The organism is Streptomyces sp. NPDC059743 (assembly GCF_042732975.1).
GTDB lineage: Bacteria > Actinomycetota > Actinomycetes > Streptomycetales > Streptomycetaceae > Streptomyces.
In genome coordinates this window covers 1-17,024 of record NZ_JBHWGS010000028.1, presented here as the reverse complement: position 1 = coordinate 17,024, position 17,024 = coordinate 1, and the positions used below count along the sequence as shown (strand labels likewise).

Here is a 17,024-nt window from a genome sequence, read left to right as displayed (position 1 = left end):
TTTCCCTTCCTGCGGTGACGCGGCTACGCGGAGGGACTTTCGGTGATTTCTTCAGTGATTTTCAGGGTACGGTCGGTCGGGGCGGCCCGCAAAGATGCAGCGAGGGCGGCGGGCGCGCCCGGGGATGCCGGGGTGATGTGAATTACTGCGTGGCGGGAACGCGGTGTATCGGCAGGCCCCTCGACCAAAGTTCCTCTGCATGCTCCTTGAACCTGTCGAACATGCCTCCGTCGCCGTGCTTGCGCAAGTGCAGGAGTGGGGAGTCGTGACCGACCAGCCGTGCAAGGTGCGGTGTTACGAGGGCATCGTTGTCGAACCGGAACACCGACAAGGAGACGTGATTCGCCGCGTCCCCTGGTGTCGAAAAGCGCGTTTCGAGCCCCTCGTACGGCCCAAGCTTGCCCAGGTGCTCAAGGGTGATTCGGATGCGCGTGGAAACGGTGAGCGCCACATCTTCGATGGTTTCCCGGTTACGGGTTGCTTCGCTGTCAGGATCGCCCAGTAGAAACCGCACACGACATCCGGTGTCCAGTTTCCTGCGGAGTGTCGTCACGAATGCCGGTTGGTCCAGCCACAGAAAGTAGTTCGTGTACCCAGCGAAGAACAGATCATCTGTGGCGTTGGCGATCAGTTCACCCCACACTGTCGACGGACAGGAAGAACGGTAGGGGTAGGAGCGGATGATTTCTCGGTCATCGCCGGTCTTGATCCTGTCCTTTACCGCCTTCGGCCACAACATCTCTTCGTCAACTCCCAATGCCTTGCAGGCATCCTCGCGGTTTCTGGCGTGCGGAATCAACTCGGCGTCCGCTACCCATCGCTCTACGGTCTTCCCTGAGACGCCCACCCGGGCAGCGAGTTGCCGTGGTGACAGTCCAGCGGACTGCATAGCTGACCGTAGAGCCGTATTCAAGACTTTCCCCTCGGACGTTTGGGCGTTCTTCCACGGTAGCGGTGAAACGGCCAACTGTCCTGAGACCTGGGCGGATACGTCCCGCAAGGGTCGGCAGCATGACCAGACGGAAGCACCCCGCGACCGCGCTAACGGCCCGGGGGCATGGTCAACGCCGCGAAGGAGCGCCGACATGCGAAAGTTTATCCGGCAAACAGCTGCCCTCTTACTGCTCTCAACTTGCCTACGGAGGGCGCCTGTTGGGCACCAGATGCCTTCCACCGCCCGTTCCCGGCGGCGTGAGTTCACGCCGCCGCAGAACGACACCGTGCGGCTTCGCGTCCGGCGAAGCACATGACCGGCGACAGCCTCGAAAGCGGAGATCTCCCGTTCGTGCCGGGCATCAAGTTCCCTCCGTGCGAGTGCCCGTTGGGGGAGGAGTGTCCCGAACGAGCCAAGCCCCGGGCAGACCACCCACGGGCCGACGACAGGTCCCACAGCCCGACCATGGAGCGCCTTCGGTCCCGGCTGGAGAAGGAAAACCTCAGGGCCAACAGGAAGCGGCGGTGGTGACATGACGCAGCGCTGCTACGCGTGCCACTGGCCCGTGGAACCGGAGGAATCCCACCGCAGGATGTACTGGGACGCTCCCTCCGGTCCCGGCTGGTACGCGTACGTGCACGAAGACTGCGCCAAGGCGATCGAGCACGAACAACACGAGTAGCCACGGGGAGACGTGCCCGATCGGCGTGACTCGACCTCGGTCCGGCCCCGTCCGTGCGTCGCATCTGGCACATGGGCGGGGCTCATTCGCGGCGCTGACCTGCTGGTTTGCCCGTCCTCGGGGGCTGTGTGGGGCCGGACTCAGCCCGCGACGGCGCGGAGGGCGCCCGGGCGGCGGCCGGTGAGGGTGTCGAGGGCCGTGGACGTCGCCTCGTCGGCGGGCAGATGGATCAGCAGCCGCTGGCCCTCGGCCTCCGGCAGTTCGAGCGTCTCGTCCAACAGCCGCAGCTCGCCCGCGCCCGGGTGTACGAGCCGCCACCCGCTGGGATTCGACCTCATCCGGGGCGCGGCGGCCCAGCGCTCGGTGAACGGCGCGCCCACGATGAGCGTCAGCTCCTCCACCAGCGTCGCGAGATGCGGATCGTCCGGTACGGAGCCGGTCTTCAGCCGGCCGACCTGCTCGTCGGCGGCGCGGGACCACTCGGGGTGCGCGGTACGGGCCCGGGGATCGGTGAGTACGTAGCGGACGAGACTGGGCGAGGGCGAGTCCAACAGGCCGAGCGGGCGGACGAGCTGCTCGTAACCGCTGGTGAAGGCGAGCACCTCGGTCAGCCGGTTCAGCAGGACGGCGGGAGTGGGCTCCAGCCGGTCGAGCACCGCGCGCAGGGTGGGACGTACGGTCCTGGCGGGCGGGCGGCCCGCGCCCGGGCAGAGCTTGAGCGTGTCGCTGGTCGCCTTGACGCGGTGCAGCAGGGCGAAGCGCTCGTCGTCGGTGAACCGCAGGGCGTCCGCGAGCGCCGTGAGCACCTGCGGGGACGGATGACGGTCCCGGCCCTGTTCGAGCCGGGCGAGGTACTCGACGCTGATACCGGCGAGCGTGGCCAGCTCGGAACGGCGCAGCCCGGGCGTACGGCGCCGGCTGCCGTCCGGGAGCCCGACCTCGGCGGGGGTGACGGACTCGCGGCGGGCGCGCAGGAAGAGGCCCAGCTCGTTGTCGCTCACGCCAGGCAATGTACCGGCCGGACCGCGCGCCGGGAGCCGCCGGATGGTAGCCCTGTCACTACTAGCCTCGGCCGGGTGTTCCTCGGGGCGGCGGATTGCGGCACGTTGACCCGGGGGCCCGCGACCGGCGGAGCCCCTCTGTGGTTTTGCTGTGGTTCTTCACACACGCCGCTGCACGCACACCGTTCCGAGGGGTCATCCGTGTTCATCGCCTACGCCGTTGTCGGCATCCTGCTCGCCGCCGTCCTGACGGGCTCCGCGTTCGCCACCTTCACCAAGCAGGAGGCGGTCGTCGGCTCAATGACCAAAGTAGGCGTCCCGGACGCATGGCTCCCCCGCCTCGCCACGCTGAAGTCGGCGGGCGCGATAGGCCTCCTGATCGGCCTCTGGCTCGCCCCGCTGGGCGCGGCGGCGGCGATCGGCGTAACCCTGTACTTCATCGGTGCGGCGATCTACCACCTCCGAGCGAAGGACTACGCGATCGCCCCGGTGGTCGTCATCTTCCTCCTGGCGGTCGCAGCGCTGATCCTCCGCCTGGCCTCGGTCTGAGTTCACGCCGGGATTTCGCGCACATTCATGCCGGGCAGGTCGCCGAACCGGGCTTTGGCGTCCAGCGTCACCACAGTGCGGGCGGTCGCTGCCGCCGTGGCGGCGATGATCAGATCGTGCGCCCCGCGCGGCGGGGACGCAGACGTCGTCGTCCGGCCGGCGTGGCCCCGCCGGGAGACTGACCTCGCCGCGCTGGGCGGCGATCGGGATGACCGTGTCCCGGGTCACGCGCTCCACGAGTCCTCCGTGGTCAGCAGGGAGCGGGTGCTCCGGACGTCGTCCTCGAAGTCGTCGTCCAGCGTGCCAGCGAAGCGGTCGAGGAGGTCGGCGAGATCCGTACCGTTGGCTGCCGGAACCTGCGGGATCACCGGCGGGCGCCCGCCGCCGTGCGTTGCTTTCATGAGGCCAGGTTGCCCGATTCTCCGACTTCCGACGGTCAGGCCGACCGATCCCGGTGCACTCACCGGTCCGGCAGGCCCGGCCCTCCTGCGCTCAGCGCCGTACCGACCCGCCCCGCGGGGCTACCGCGCCGCCGACCGTCGTACGGATCGGCCCGCCAGGACGTCCGTGCGGTGGCCGTTCTTGATGGTGAAGCGGCCGTCGATCAGTACGTGGGGGATGCCCACCGGGAGGACGCGGGGGGAAGCGAAGGTGGAGCCTGACGCTACCGTTGTGGGGTCGAAGAGGACCAGGTCGGCTCGGTAGCCCTCGTGGATCAGGCCGCGGTCGGGGAGGCGGAGGCGGGTGGCGGGGCGGCCGGTGAGGTGGGCCACGCACTCCTCCAGGGAAAGGACGCCCAGATCACGGGCGTACCGGCCCAGGTAGTGCGGGAACGTGCCGTACGCGCGCGGGTGCGGCTTCGCGCCCTGGAGGATGCCGTCGCTGCCGCCCGTGTGGACGCGGTGCCGCATGATCGCGCGGACGTTCTCCTCGTGGCCCACGTGCTGGAGGATCGTCGAGCCCAGCCGGTCCTCGATCAGCAGCCGGCGGGCCGTCGTCCAGGGCGTCTCGCCGCGCGCCCGCGCCGACTCCGCGACCGTACGGCCGACATGGCCCGCGAGTTCCGGCGCCGAGACGCCGGAGATCTCGATCGTGTCCCACTCGATGGGCACACCGTGGCAGCCGTCCGAGCCGACGACCTCCAGATGGTGGCGGATCCGCTCCGCCGCCGCCTCGTCCCGCAGCCGCTCCAGGATCGTGTCCGGGCCGCCCTCGCTCGCCCAGCTCGGCAGCATCGCGACGAGCGTGGTGCAGCCGGGCGTGTACGGATAGGTGTCGAGGGAGATGTCCGTGCCCGCGTCCAGCGCCCGGTCGAGCAGCGCGAGCAGTTCGGGCGCCCTGCCCTTGTTCACGCCGAAGTTCATGGTGGCGTGGGCGAGATGGAGCGCACAGCCCGCGTGCCGGGTGAGCGTCACCATCTCCTCGTACGCCTGGAGCGCACCGGCGCCGTACGACCGGTGGTGCGGGCAGTAGTAGCCGCCGTACTCCGCCACCACCCGGCACAGCTCGGTCAGTTCGGCGTCGTCCGCGTACATCCCGGGCGTGTACGTCAGCCCGGAGGACATCCCGACCGCGCCCTGCTCCATGGACTCGGCCACCAGTCGCTTCATCCGGGCGAGTTCGGCTTCGGTCGCGGGCCGGTCGTCCCAGCCGACCGCGTACATACGGACCGTGCCCTGCGGGATCAGATACGCGGCGTTGACCGCGATGCCACGGCCGTCGAAGCCGTGGTCGAGCCGGTCCAGATACTCGCCCACCGTGCGCCAGTCGAAGTCGACGCTCGTGTCTTCCGGCGCGCCGCCGTTCCAGCCGGTGATCGCCCGCCGCACCTGCGCCAGCGTCGCGTCGTCGACGGGCGCGTACGACAGACCGTCCTGGCCGATCACTTCCAGCGTCACGCCCTGCGCGGCCTTCGCGGAGTGGTCGGGATCGCGCAGCAGCGCCAGATCGCTGTGCGCGTGCATGTCGATGAAGCCGGGCGAGAGGGCGAGCCCGTCGGCGTCGAGGACCTGGGCGCCGGTGAGGCGGCCACCGGTGAGCCGGGCGCCGCCGTCCGCTTCTTTGCGTATCGCGGCTATACGGCCGTCCGTGATGCCCACATCCGCGCGGTACGAAGGGCCGCCCGTACCGTCGATGACACGCGCGTCCCGCAGAACGAGATCCATGACCGGCCCTCTCAGAAGAACGTACGGACGAGGTCCGTGACCGTGCCGTCCGCCTCCACGAGCGGAATGAGCTGCCACTTGTCGAACGAGGTGCACGGATGCGACAGCCCCATCCCCACCCAGTCGCCGACCTCCAGCTCCGCCTCGGGCGCGGTGGTCAGCCAGCCGTGCTGGTCGGACAGGCCCGTGACCGTGACACCGGCCGCCGGGCGGATCGTGCCGGTGCGGCCGTCCCGTACGACCTGGGCCTCGGGCAGATCCAGGTCGTACGCCGCGTCCCGCTTGCCCGCGTTGACGAAGGCCTGGGCGGGCGAGGGACGGGAGACGACCTGGGCCCAGAGCCGGAAGGCGGGCTGGAGGGCGCCCTCCTCGGGGACGCGGTTGAAGGGCGTGAGATGGCGGTAGTGGCCGTCGTCGTGCGAGATGTACGCACCTGAGCGCAGCAGCTTGAGCACGGGACGGGAGAGCGGAGGGATCTCCGCGAAGACGTCCGCGACCGCGTCGAACCAGGCGCTGCCGCCCGCGCTGATGACGATCTCGTCGGGGACGGCGATCTCGTCGGGCGTGCCCGAGTGCGTGTCCGCCGTCCGGGCCTCGAAGCGGCCCGCCTTGTCGAAGTCGGCCGCCAGCGCGACGAGCCGGCGCAGCCACGCGCGGACTGTGTCACCGTCGGCCGCCGGCACCTCGCCCTCGTAACCGGCGACGCCGACGAGCCGCAGAGTCGCCACCGCCGCCACCGCGTCGGCCACCGCCGCGCACTCCGCCTCCGTACGGGCTCCGGTACGGGCGCCCTCTCCCGCGCCCAGTTCGACCACGACCTCCACCGGCCGGACGGCGCCCGCCGCCCGCAGCGCCTCGTCCATCAGCTCGACACCGCGTACGGAGTCGATGTAGCAGAGGAACCGGAAGCCGGGATCCCGGTCCAGCTCGGCGGCGAGCCAGCGCAGGGCCGCCGCGTCGACCAGCTCATTGGCGAGGAAGATCCGCCGGATGCCGAACGCGCGGTAGACGCGCACCTGGTGCGGAACGGCGGCGGTGATGCCCCAGGCGCCGTGGTCGAGCTGGCGCGCGAAGAGCTGCGGTGACATGGAGGTCTTGCCGTGCGGCGCGAAGGCCAGGCCGTGGCGCGCGGAGTAGGACTCCAGGAGGGCGAGATTGTGCTCGACCGACTCGGCGGAGAGGGCGAGTACGGGCGTGGTGAAGCCGCCGGTGAAGAGGGAGCGGCGCTGGGCGGCGAGCGCGGCGACGGTGAGGCCCTCGGCGTCCGGCGGGAGGCCCTTGAAGCGGTGGTCGACGCGCTCGTCGCCGAGCGCCCTGTCCGTACTGCCACTGCCACTGCCACTGCCTGTGCCCGCCACGCCTGTGCCTGCCGCCATGGGTGCCTCCCGTAGTTTTGACAGTGTCGTTGCAATATCTGCAACGACCATTGCGTATAACGCTTACCGCTGTTTAACATCCGAGCGACAGCGGGTCAATGACCTCATTGAACATCCCGAGCGGCGAGGAGCCTCAGCGTGACCGGAACCCTTCCGCAGGTGCACGCGGAGGCCGTCTGTCTCGGTGAGTCCATGGTCACCTTCCTGCCCTCGCGCCCGGGCCCGCTCGCGGACGTACCGTCCTTCGACCGTACGATCGGCGGCGCCGAGTCCAATGTCGCCTGCGCGCTGGCGGCGGCCGGGCACCGGGTGCGCTGGATCAGCCGGGTCGGCGCCGACGGCTTCGGCGACCATCTCGTACGCTCGGTCGCGGCCTACGGAGTCGACACCTCGGGCGTGCGCCGGGACCCGGACCGGCCCACCGGTGTCTACTTCCGTACGGCGACGGACCGCGCCACCGACGCGCACGAGGTCGTCTACTACCGGGCGGGCTCCGCCGCCTCCGCGATGTCGCCGGAGAACATGGCGCCGGAGGACCTGTGGTCCGGGACGCTGCTGCATCTGTCCGGTATCACCGCCGCGCTCTCGGACGACTGCCTGGCCCTGATGCGCGCGCTGACCGCGCGCGTACCCGGGCGTCCGCTTATCTCCTTCGACGTCAACCACCGCCCGAATCTGTGGCGCGATCCGTCCGGCGTTCGCGTGCTGCTGGACCTCGCGCGCGGCGCCGACGTGGTGTTCGTCGGCGAGGACGAGGCCGCGGCGGCCTGGGACCTGCACGGCGCGGAGGCGATCCGCGCCGCGCTGCCCGAGCCACGGACTCTGGTGATCAAACGGGGCGCGGCGGGAGCGACGGTCTACACGCGCGAGCCGGGGCCGGGGCCGGGGCCGGGGCCGGAGCTGGCGCCGGGGCCTGAGTCGTCGGCTCTCGGCGCCGTGCCCGGCGCGTCGGCGGCCGGGCGCGGTCCCGGGCGTACGGCCGAGGCGGGCCCGGACGCTGGTCCTGGCGGTCGGACGGGTCCTGGCGGCCGGACCGCGACCGCCGCGTCGGCGTACGGGCGCGACACCGTCGTCTCCGTGCCCGCCCTCCGTGTCGAGGTCGTCGCGCCCGTCGGGGCCGGGGACGCCTTCGCCGCCGGGTTTCTCTCCGCGACGCTGCGCGGGCTGCCCGCCGCCGCGCGGCTGCGGCACGGGCATCTCATGGCCGCCGCCGCGCTCACCGTGCCCGGCGATCTCGGCGCGCCGCCCGCGCGCGCGGACGCCGACCGGCTCGCGGGACTCGACGACGGCGCGTGGGGGAGACTTCGTCTCGGCCCCGGCTGGACGGAGGCCACGGAGCAGGAGGTACGTACACCATGAGCCAGACGGTCGACCGCGCGCTGAGCATCCTTCCGCTGCTCGCCCAGGGACCAGCCGATCTCGGGCAGGTCGCGGACCGGCTCGGTGTGCACAAGTCCACCGCGCTGCGGCTGCTCCGTACGCTCCACGAGCACGGGCTCGTCCATCGTCAGCAGGACCAGCGCTACCGCCTCGGCGCCCGGCTCTTCGCGCTCGCGCAGGAGGCCGTGGAGAACCTGGACGTACGCGAGATCGCGCATCCGCACCTCGCCGCGCTCAACGAGGAGATCGGGCACACCGTCCATCTCGCCGTGTACGAGGAGAACGAGGTCCTCTACATCGACAAGGTCGAGAGCCGCTATCCGGTCCGCATGTACTCACGGATCGGCAAGCCCGTCGCCATCACCGTCGCCGCCGTGGCCAAGCTCCTGCTCGCCGACCTTCCCGAGCCCGAGCGCCGCGCCGTCGCGGAGAAGCTCGAATATCCCGCCTACACGTCCCGTTCGACGCCGAACGCCGCCGCCTTCCTCAAGGAGCTGGCGACCGTGCGCGAACAGGGCTGGGCCACCGATCTCGGTGGCCACGAGGAGTCCATCAACTGCGTCGGCGCGCCGATCCGCGGTACGGACGGCCGGGCCGTCGCCGCCATGTCGGTCTCCGCGCCGAACGTCGTGGTCACCGCCGAGGAACTCCTCACTCTGCTTCCGCTGGTACGCCGTACCGCGGATGCCATCAGCCGGGAGTACTCCGGCAGTACGCCCGTCAAGGACGCCACCAAAGGATGAGTGCCGCATGACCGAGAAGACCGGTACCGAGAAGACCGCTCTCACGCCCGCCACCCACACCGCTCCGCCGGCGAAGTTCTCGCACGGCGTCCGCAAGGGAAACATCCTCCAGGTCGCGGGCCAGGTCGGCTTCCTGCCCGCCGTCGAGGGCCAGGCGCCCACGGTCGCGGGACCGACCTTGCGCGAGCAGACACTCCAGACGTTCGCCAATGTCCGGGCGATTTTGGAGGAGGGCGGCGCGAGCTGGGACGACGTGATGATGATGCGTGTCTATCTCACCGACGTGGACCACTTCGCCGAGATGAACGCGATCTACAACGCGTACTTCGAGGAGCAGGGCCTGAAGGAGGCGCCTGCCGCGCGTACGACGGTCTATGTGGGCCTGCCCAAGGGCCTGTTGATCGAGATCGACGCGCTCGCCGTCCTCGGCTGAGAGTCCCCTGAGCCTCTCCATCGCTGCTGAAACCCGAACCCCGGTACGGCGATCGCCCACGCGGCGCCGCCGTACCGCGATCCCGCCTGCCTCCGCACACCACCGCCGTATGCCCTTGTATCCCCTGAACAGAGGTCCCCCCATGCTCCTGGCCGCCGACGCGCCACCCGAGACACCGCCCCACACCGGTGGTCTGCTGCTCCTCATCGACGGCACCGCCGGTCTGCTGACCGTCGCCGCCCTCGGTATCGCCCTGCTGCTCCTCCTGATCATCAAGGTCAGGCTCCAGCCCTTCGTCGCCCTCCTCGGTGTCTCCATAGCCGTCGGCCTCGCCGCCGGTCTCTCCGTCACCGAACTCTTCGGTACGGTCCAGAAGTCCGCCGCCGTCTCCATGATCGAGACGGGTATGGGCGGCATCCTCGGCCATGTCGCGATCATCATCGGGCTGGGCACCATGCTCGGCGCGATCCTCGAAGTGTCGGGCGGCGCCGAGGTGTTGAGCGCCCGGCTGCTGAACCTCTTCGGCGAGAAGCGCGCGCCGCTCGCCATGGGTGTCACCGGTGTCGTCTTCGGTGTCCCGGTCTTCTTCGACGTCGGCATCTTCGTCCTCGCGCCCATCGTGTACGCGGCGGCCAAGCGCTCGGGCAAGTCGGTCGTGCTGTACGCGATGCCGCTGCTCGCCGGTCTCTCGATGACTCATGCCTTTCTGCCGCCGCATCCCGGACCCGTCGCCGCGGCCGGGCTCTTCGGGGTGGATCTGGGCTGGGTCATCCTGATGGGCGTTGTCGTCGGCGTCCCGGCCGTGCTCGCCGCGTGGGTCTACGCCGCGTGGATCGGGAAGCGGCTGTTCGTCGACGTTCCGCAGGACATGGTCGAGGCAGCGGCGGAGGCCAAGGCCGCGGTCGCCGCCGAGCAGCGGGCCTCCGGTGTCACTCCGCAGGAGCGGCCCGTCGCGCTCGGGACCGTACTCGCGATCATTGGTACGCCGCTGGTCCTGATCCTGCTCGCGACCTTCTCGTCCATCGCGCTGGATCCGTCGACCGGTCGCTCGGTGATCGAGTTCTTCGGCCATCCGTTCGTGGCGCTGACGATCGCGCTGCTGCTCGCGTACTACCTGCTGGGCATCCGACGGGGCTGGTCCCGTGCCTCGCTTGAGCGGGTCTCCACGTCCTCGCTCAAGCCGGTCGGCAACATCCTGCTGGTCGTCGGCGCGGGCGGAGTCTTCGGCGCGGTCCTCAAGGGCAGCGGTATCGCGGACGCGCTCGCCGACACCTTCAACGACGTCGGGCTGCCGGTCATCCTGCTGGCCTGGCTGATCTCCGTCGTACTGCGCGTGGCGCAGGGCTCCGCGACGGTCGCGATCGTCACCACCGCGGGCATCGTGGTCCCGCTGGTCGAGGGCCAGGGCTTCTCGCAGGCGCATCTCGCCCTGATCATCATGGCGATCTCGGCGGGCTCCATCTTCGCCTCGCACGTCAACGACGGCGGCTTCTGGATGGTCGCCAAGTACTTCGGCATCTCGGAGCGCGACACGCTGAAGTCCTGGACGGTGCTGGAGACGGTCCTGTCGGTGGCGGGCTTCGTCGTGGCGGCGCTGCTGAGTCTGGTGATCTAGGGCCTGTCCGGCGGCTCTGTCCGGTGGCCCTGTCCGGCGGCTCCTGTACGGGACGGGCCGACGGTCATGAAGTGACCTTCGCGCAGACGTAGTTCTCGTCGTCGTCCACCTCCCACCAGTAGTCCGGGCAGTTGGGGTCGCTGCCGTCCGACGGCATCCCGTAGTAGCCGGTGATCTGCATGATGTACGCGTAGCCCTCGGGCACCGAGTCGGCGCCGCAGCTCCATACGGTCTGGAGACGGCCGGCGCCGACGCGGTTGTCCTTCTTCTTGGCGACGAAGCACTGGCCCGGAGCGTATTTGCGGGAGACGCAGAGCGTGGTGGTCACACCGTCGTCGCCGCTGTTCGTCCAGGTCTGCTGGTCGTCGCCGCCGTCGCAGTCCGAACTGTCCGCGTCCGAGACGGCCTGGTCGACGCGGTTGTAGGCCTCCGGCGCCGAGCAGTCGACACGCTTCGGTACGGCGTCGCTCCAGCGTCCGAAGCCGTCGTCGTGCGAGCTGAGGCACTCTCCGGTCCGTACGGCACGGAAGGCGAGGTCGACGGCGCTCGGGGTGGGCGTCGCGGAGGTGTCGCTGGGATACGAACTCCCGCCGTAGGAGCTCCCGCTGCTCGATGACGACGAACCGCCGGAGGACGAGGTGCTGGAGGTCTCGGACTCCCAAGGGCGCCAGATGAAGATGACGACGAAGGCGACGATGAGGAGGAACACACCGCTGCCGGAGGACTTCTTGGCCGGAGTCGCCGGGCTCGTCGTGGCCGCCCGGGCGGTGGCGGCGGATGCAGCGGATGCGGCGGATGCCGGGCGCTGTCCGCCTGCTGGGCGGGATCCGGCGGGGGAGCTCTGTCCTGAGGAGCTCTGCCCGGTGGAGCCCTGGCTGTTGGCCGATCCCGCCGCCCGTGACCGGCCCTCGGCCTTGGCGTCCTTCTGCCCGGCCTTGTTCTGTGCGGCCCGTTCGGCCTGTTCCCGTTCGAGCCGCTCGCGGGCCGCGAGTTCCTGTTCGGCCCGTACCTCGGCCATCTCCCGTGCCACGCGCTCCCGTTGGGCCCGGCGCTCGGCCCGTTCACGTTCCGCGCGGTCGTGCTCGCGGGCGGCGCGCTCGCGTTCCCGCTCGGCCCGTTCCCGTTCCGCCTTCTCCCGCTCGGCCTTCTCCGCCGCCTCGGCGCGGGCCTCGGTGTACTCGCGCGTCGGGTCCGGTTCCCGTACGCCGTGAGTACGCTGGTCCGCGGTCGGATCGTCGGGTCCCGCGCCCGGCGCCGCTCCGGGCCCGCCGCCCTCCCGTAGCCTCCGGCCCTGCTGGTCGTACGCCTCGATCAGCGCCGTCCAGCGCGGCGGCAGCCATCGGCGGCCACTGTCCGACACCGGCAGCCCGACGAGAGCGGCCTTGAACTGCGCGAGGACATCGGCGGGCCGCGGCCGGGCGCCCGGATCCGCCGCCAGACAGGGACGTATGAGCTGGTCCAGCTCGCGCGGCAGCCCGCTCAGCTCCAGTTCGCCTCTGGCCACCCGGGCCAGCAGTCCCAGCGTGTCGCCGTCATGGGCGTACGGCGGCCGGCCGACGGCGAGATGGAAGAGCGTCGCGCCCAGCGAGTAGATGTCGGAGGCCGCTGTGGACGGCTCGCCTCTCGCCTGTTCGGGCGAGGTGAAGGCGATCGTGCCGAGCGTGAGGCTGGTCCGGGTGAGATCGCTGGCGTGGGAGATCCCGAAGTCGATGACGCGCGGGCCGTTCAGCGGGAGCAGTACGTTCGGCGGCTTGATGTCACGGTGGACGATGCCCGCGCCGTGCAGCGCGACCAGCGCGGCGGCCACTCCCGCGCCCACCCAGCGCACCGCCGAGGCCGGTGGCTGTCCGGCCGTCCGTACCAGCTCGGCGAGCGACGGCGCGGCGATGTACTCGATGGCCATCCACGGCCGGGCCGCCTCGGCGTCGGCGTCCAGGACCCGGGCCGTATAGCCGCTGTCGACGCGCTGGGCCACGGCCACTTCACGGGCGAACCGGCGCCGGTCGACATCGCTGACGATTCCCTCGGCGAGCAGTGTCTTGACCGCGACCAGCCGTTGGCCGGAGCGCGCCAGATAGATCCGGCCCATTCCGCCCGTGCCGAGCCTGCCGATGATCCGGTACGGGCCGAGAGCCGCCGGGTCGTCCGTACCCAGCCGCTCGATCTTCACCCCGGACATGCCAGACATGCCAGAACTCCCCCCGCAGATCCCCGGTCGATTCCGGTGCGCGGTGCATAACACGCCTGGCGCGTACGGCCCGTTCCCGCCACGGGCAGGGAATTCACCGGATCCGGAATCCCGACGCGTCCGCCGGGCCGGACGCGGTCTTGCGCGATCACCGTTGCTCCGCTTTGGTGACGTGGGTCACATGAGGGGGGTCGAGTGGGAGGCGACGATACGAATGGCGGACACCACGGGTGCGACGGGCGACAAGGGCGCGACTGGCGCAGGCGCAGGCGCCGGAGCCGGAGCCGGTGAGACCGACGGGACAAGCAAAGCAAGCGGCGCCGGTAACCTCGGCGAGTCCATCTCCCGTCCGCACAAGTCGAGTTGGACGTACATCGGTCCCGGGATCGTCGTCGCGGCGACCGGCGTCGGCGCGGGCGATCTGGTCGCGACGCTCATCGCGGGCAGCAAGTTCGGCTACACCCTGCTCTGGGCGGCGGTGATCGGCTGCCTTGTGAAGATCTCCCTCGCCGAGGCGGCCGGCCGCTGGCATCTCGCCACCGGCCGTACGCTCTTCGACGGCTGGCGCAGCCTCGGCAACTGGACCACCGTCTACTTCGCGGTCTATGTCCTCGTCTGGGGCTTCGTCTACGGCGCCACGGCCATGTCCTCCAGCGCCCTGCCCATCGTGGCGCTCTTCCCGGACGGGCCAGGGCTCAAGACCTGGGCGGTCATCACCGGTCTGATCGGTCTGGTCTTCGTCTGGTTCAACCGGTACGCCGTCTTCGAGAAGGCCATGACCGTCCTGATCGGCGTGATGTTCGTGGTGGTGGTGTACGTGGCGATCCGCGTCGCGCCCGACCTCGGCGCCGCGTTCGCGGGCCTCGCTCCGGTCCTGCCGGACGGCTCGCTCCTCTACACCCTGGGGCTGATCGGCGGGGTGGGCGGCACGATCACCATGGCCGCGTACGGCTACTGGGTGAATGCCAAGGGCTGGACCGACTCCGGCTGGATGAAGGTGATGCGCCTCGACAACCGCGTCGCGTACATCACCACCGGGCTGTTCGTGATCGCCATGCTGATCATCGGGGCCGAGCTGCTGCACTCGTCCCAGATCGCCCTCACCTCGGGGGACCAGGGGCTGATCGATCTCGGCACGGTCCTGGAGGACCGCTTCGGCTCCGTCACCGCGAAGCTCTTCCTGGTCGGCTTCTTCGCCACGTCCTTCTCGTCCCTGATCGGTGTCTGGCACGGAGTGAGCCTGATGTTCGCCGACTTCGTGGACCGCTTCATCCGGGAGCGGATGGGCGTCGACCGGGAGGACACGGCGCAGATGATCGCGTCGGGCACGCGGGAACGCTCGTTCTGGTTCCGGGTGTATCTGCTCTGGCTGACCTTTCCGCCGATCTCGCTGCTCTTCCTGGACGAGCCGTTCGGCCTGGTGGTGGTCTACGGCGTGCTGGGCGCGTTCTTCATGCCGTTCCTCGCGCTCACCTTGGTCTGGCTGCTCAACTCCTCCCGTACGCCGAGGGAATGGCGCAACGGTGTGCTGAGCAATGTGATGCTGGCGGCGGCCGGGCTGCTGTTCGTGGTGCTGTGCGTACAGCAGATAAGGGACCTTCCCTGGTAGCTGCCGCACAACGTGATGGGGCCGGACACACGGCAGCGCCGTCGGGTGGGGTTCGACGGCGCTGCCGGCCCTGTGGGGGGCTCGGAGGGGCTTGGGGGCTCCCTGGCAGCGCCGCCGGGGGAGCGGCGGCACTGCCGTGTACGTACAGGCAGGTGCTACTGGCGGTACGGACGGAGATGCGACGGACGTGCTACCGAGGTGGCGCTACGGCGTTGCTACGGCAGCGCGTGGACGTGCGGGCCGACCGCGTTGGACCAGGCGTTGCCCGCAGTCGCGTCCCAGTTGGTGGACCACGTCATGGCGCCACGGATACCGGGATACGTCCTGGAGGGCTTGAAGGAACCGCAGTTGGTGCCACGGGCGAGGCAGTCCAGCGCGTTCTTCACGATGGACGGGTCGACATAGCCGCTGCCCGCGCCACGCGTGGAGGCGGGCACTCCGAGGCCGACCTGCGACGGGTCGAGGCCGCCTTCGAGCTGGATGCAGGCGAGGGCGGTGAGGAAGTCCACCGAGCCCTGGGAGTAGACCTTGCCGTCGCAGCCGAGCATCGAACCGCTGTTGTAGTACTGCATATTGACGACCGTGAGGATGTCCTTCACGTTCAGCGCCGTCTTGAAGTACTCGCCCGACGTCGACTGCATGTCGATGGTCTGCGGCGCCATCGTCAGCACCAGTCCGCTGCCGGCCTTCGCGGAGAGCTGCCGCAGGGCCTTGGTCAGATAGGTGGAGTTGATGCCGTGTTCGAGGTCGATGTCGACACCGCTGAAGCCGTACTCCTGCATCAGCGCGTAGGTGCTGTCGGCGAAGGCGGTGGCGGAGGCGTCACTGTTGATCGTGACATTGCCCTTCTCGCCGCCGACCGAGATGATCACCGACTTGCCCGCGGACTTCTTCGCGGCGATGTCCGCCTTGAAGTCGGCCACCGATCCGTAGCCGACGGCCGGGTCGAGATTGAAGGTGATCTGACCGGGCGTGGCCGTCGCGTCGGCGAACGACACGGCGATGATGTCGTACTGCGACTGGACGTCACGGAGCTTCTGGACGGTCGCGCCGTTGTTGAAGTTCTGCCAGTAGCCGGTCAGCGCGTGCTTCGGCACCGCGGGATTGCCGGGCGGGTTGCCGCCGCCCTGCGCGGTCCTTCCGGTGACCGTGGCGGAACGCGCGGACTCACCGGCCGCGTTGGTCGCGGTGACCTGGAAGTCGTACGAGGTGTTCGCGGCCAGCCCGGTCACGGTCGAGGAGGTGCCGGTCGCCGACTGGACCTTCGTACCGGAGCGGTAGACGTTGTAGCCGGTCGCGCCGGAGACACCGCTCCAGTTGAGCGTCACGGACGACGAGGTCACGGAGCCGACGGCGAGACCGCCGGGCGCGGCGGGAATCTGCGGCCCGGGATCGCTGCCACCGCCGCCGTCGGGGCCGAAGACGGAGAGATCGTCGGCGTAGTAGGGCGTCTGGCCGTACCACCCGTGGGTGTAGACGGTCACGGACCGGGTGGAGGCACCGGTCCTGAAGGTGGTCGTGAGCTGCTTCCAGCCGGAGCTGTCCGGGGTCCAGGTCGACACATCGGTCGTACCGGTGCCCTCGGCGCCGAGGTACACATATCCGCCCTGCACCCACGCGCTGAGCGTGTAGGTGGAGTTGGGCTGCACGGCGACGGCCTGGGTGCACTTGGCGTTGTCCTGCCCGGCGGGCGTACCGCGCAGCGCGGCGGCGCCACCGTGCACGGGCGAGCCGACGGTGGCTCCACTGCCCGCGGAACAGGTCCAGTTGGCGAGCCCGGACTCGTAACCGGCGTTCTTGGCGACATTGATATCCGCGGCCTGCGCACTCCCGGAAAGCCCGGTCACACTCAGCGCTCCGGCGGCCAACACGGCAACCGCCCCGCCGATCCAGGTCCGTATGCGACCTCTGCCGTCTGGTGCACGTTCCACTTGCTGCCTCCGCTGGGGGTTCGGGGATGGAGGTACCGAAAGGGGGAACGGTGGCCACCGTCGGGCGTAAAGGTGGTCCAGACCAATCAACTTGTCAAGACCTCTGGCAGAAGGTCGTATACAGAAACCACCCCACCGCACGTCACAACGCCGGCCGCGCTTAGAGGGGTTGGGGGAAGCCGCCGCCGTGAGGGCCGGCGCAGATGCCGAGCGCGCGTGTCACACACCGGCCGTAGACGGCGGAGCAGCCGAACCGGTCCACGACCGCGCCGCGTCCGTGCGCTCGGCGAGTGGGACGGAGATGGAAGCGCCCCGACCGCAGGTGCGGACGCTGTTGGTTAATTCGGGGTCTGGCTACTTCGCCCCGCCGGATGCGGCGGGGCGAAGTGCTGCGAAGTGGCTTATGCGGGTGCGGGCT

14 protein-coding genes are annotated in these 17,024 nt (G+C 70.0%); 7 read left to right on the top strand and 7 right to left on the bottom strand.

The genetic code is table 11. The features are described from left to right. Nucleotides 1-142 precede the first annotated feature (142 nt). Nucleotides 143-889 carry an XRE family transcriptional regulator gene (locus tag ACFV6H_RS35675; RefSeq protein ID WP_385550760.1) on the bottom strand — a complete coding sequence of 249 codons (747 nt, stop codon included), beginning with the start codon at nt 887-889 and terminating at the stop codon, nt 143-145. 577 nt (nt 890-1,466) lie between these two features. On the opposite strand from ACFV6H_RS35675, the gene ACFV6H_RS35670 reads away from it, so the two are divergent. Next, nucleotides 1,467-1,616 (top strand): hypothetical protein, encoded by a 150-nt coding sequence (locus tag ACFV6H_RS35670; protein WP_385550758.1) that lies wholly within the window; start codon nt 1,467-1,469, stop codon nt 1,614-1,616. 140 nt (nt 1,617-1,756) lie between these two features. Here the strand turns inward: ACFV6H_RS35670 and ACFV6H_RS35665 are convergent, their stop codons facing one another. After that, nucleotides 1,757-2,617 carry a helix-turn-helix domain-containing protein gene (locus tag ACFV6H_RS35665; RefSeq protein WP_385550756.1) on the bottom strand — a complete coding sequence of 287 codons (861 nt, stop codon included), beginning with the start codon at nt 2,615-2,617 and terminating at the stop codon, nt 1,757-1,759. Nucleotides 2,618-2,818: 201 nt separating this feature from the next. On the opposite strand from ACFV6H_RS35665, the gene ACFV6H_RS35660 reads away from it, so the two are divergent. Then, nucleotides 2,819-3,166, top strand: a complete 348-nt coding sequence (locus ACFV6H_RS35660; protein WP_385550754.1) for a DoxX family protein — start codon at nt 2,819-2,821, stop codon at nt 3,164-3,166. 224 nt (nt 3,167-3,390) lie between these two features. Here ACFV6H_RS35660 and ACFV6H_RS35655 read toward each other — a convergent pair whose 3' ends face one another. The 3 genes from ACFV6H_RS35655 to ACFV6H_RS35645 form a co-directional block, all read right to left on the bottom strand. Continuing rightward, nucleotides 3,391-3,567: a hypothetical protein gene (locus ACFV6H_RS35655; RefSeq protein ID WP_385550752.1), complete on the bottom strand. Its 177-nt coding sequence runs from the start codon at nt 3,565-3,567 to the stop codon at nt 3,391-3,393. 120 nt (nt 3,568-3,687) lie between these two features. Next, nucleotides 3,688-5,331, bottom strand: coding sequence for an amidohydrolase family protein (locus tag ACFV6H_RS35650; protein ID WP_385550750.1), 1,644 nt, complete (start codon nt 5,329-5,331; stop codon nt 3,688-3,690). Nucleotides 5,332-5,342: 11 nt separating this feature from the next. Then, nucleotides 5,343-6,707 carry an alanine racemase gene (locus ACFV6H_RS35645; protein ID WP_385550748.1) on the bottom strand — a complete coding sequence of 455 codons (1,365 nt, stop codon included), beginning with the start codon at nt 6,705-6,707 and terminating at the stop codon, nt 5,343-5,345. A gap of 138 nt (nt 6,708-6,845) precedes the next feature. On the opposite strand from ACFV6H_RS35645, the gene ACFV6H_RS35640 reads away from it, so the two are divergent. The 4 genes from ACFV6H_RS35640 to ACFV6H_RS35625 all read left to right on the top strand — a co-directional run bounded on the left by ACFV6H_RS35640 (nt 6,846) and on the right by ACFV6H_RS35625 (nt 10,878). Beyond that, on the top strand, nt 6,846-8,066 hold the full coding sequence (locus ACFV6H_RS35640) for a sugar kinase (protein ID WP_385550746.1): 1,221 nt from the start codon (nt 6,846-6,848) through the stop codon (nt 8,064-8,066). Then, nucleotides 8,063-8,830: an IclR family transcriptional regulator gene (locus ACFV6H_RS35635; RefSeq protein ID WP_385550744.1), complete on the top strand. Its 768-nt coding sequence runs from the start codon at nt 8,063-8,065 to the stop codon at nt 8,828-8,830. The genes ACFV6H_RS35640 and ACFV6H_RS35635 overlap by 4 nt, the downstream gene beginning before the upstream one ends. 7 nt (nt 8,831-8,837) lie before the next feature. Further along, nucleotides 8,838-9,263, top strand: a complete 426-nt coding sequence (locus ACFV6H_RS35630) for a RidA family protein (protein WP_093597118.1) — start codon at nt 8,838-8,840, stop codon at nt 9,261-9,263. Nucleotides 9,264-9,405: 142 nt separating this feature from the next. Beyond that, nucleotides 9,406-10,878, top strand: a complete 1,473-nt coding sequence (locus ACFV6H_RS35625) for a GntP family permease (protein ID WP_384982272.1) — start codon at nt 9,406-9,408, stop codon at nt 10,876-10,878. Between the two features lie 64 nt (nt 10,879-10,942). Here ACFV6H_RS35625 and ACFV6H_RS35620 read toward each other — a convergent pair whose 3' ends face one another. After that, nucleotides 10,943-13,066, bottom strand: coding sequence for a serine/threonine-protein kinase (locus tag ACFV6H_RS35620; RefSeq protein WP_385550741.1), 2,124 nt, complete (start codon nt 13,064-13,066; stop codon nt 10,943-10,945). A 214-nt stretch (nt 13,067-13,280) separates the two neighbouring features. Between ACFV6H_RS35620 and ACFV6H_RS35615 the strand changes: the two genes are divergently transcribed. Beyond that, nucleotides 13,281-14,675, top strand: a complete 1,395-nt coding sequence (locus ACFV6H_RS35615; protein ID WP_385550739.1) for an Nramp family divalent metal transporter — start codon at nt 13,281-13,283, stop codon at nt 14,673-14,675. Between the two features lie 215 nt (nt 14,676-14,890). On the opposite strand, the gene ACFV6H_RS35610 is transcribed toward ACFV6H_RS35615, so the two are convergent. Then, complete coding sequence (locus ACFV6H_RS35610) at nt 14,891-16,522, bottom strand: chitinase (protein WP_385550737.1); 1,632 nt, start codon at nt 16,520-16,522, stop codon at nt 14,891-14,893. Between the last annotated feature and the right edge of the window lie 502 nt (nt 16,523-17,024).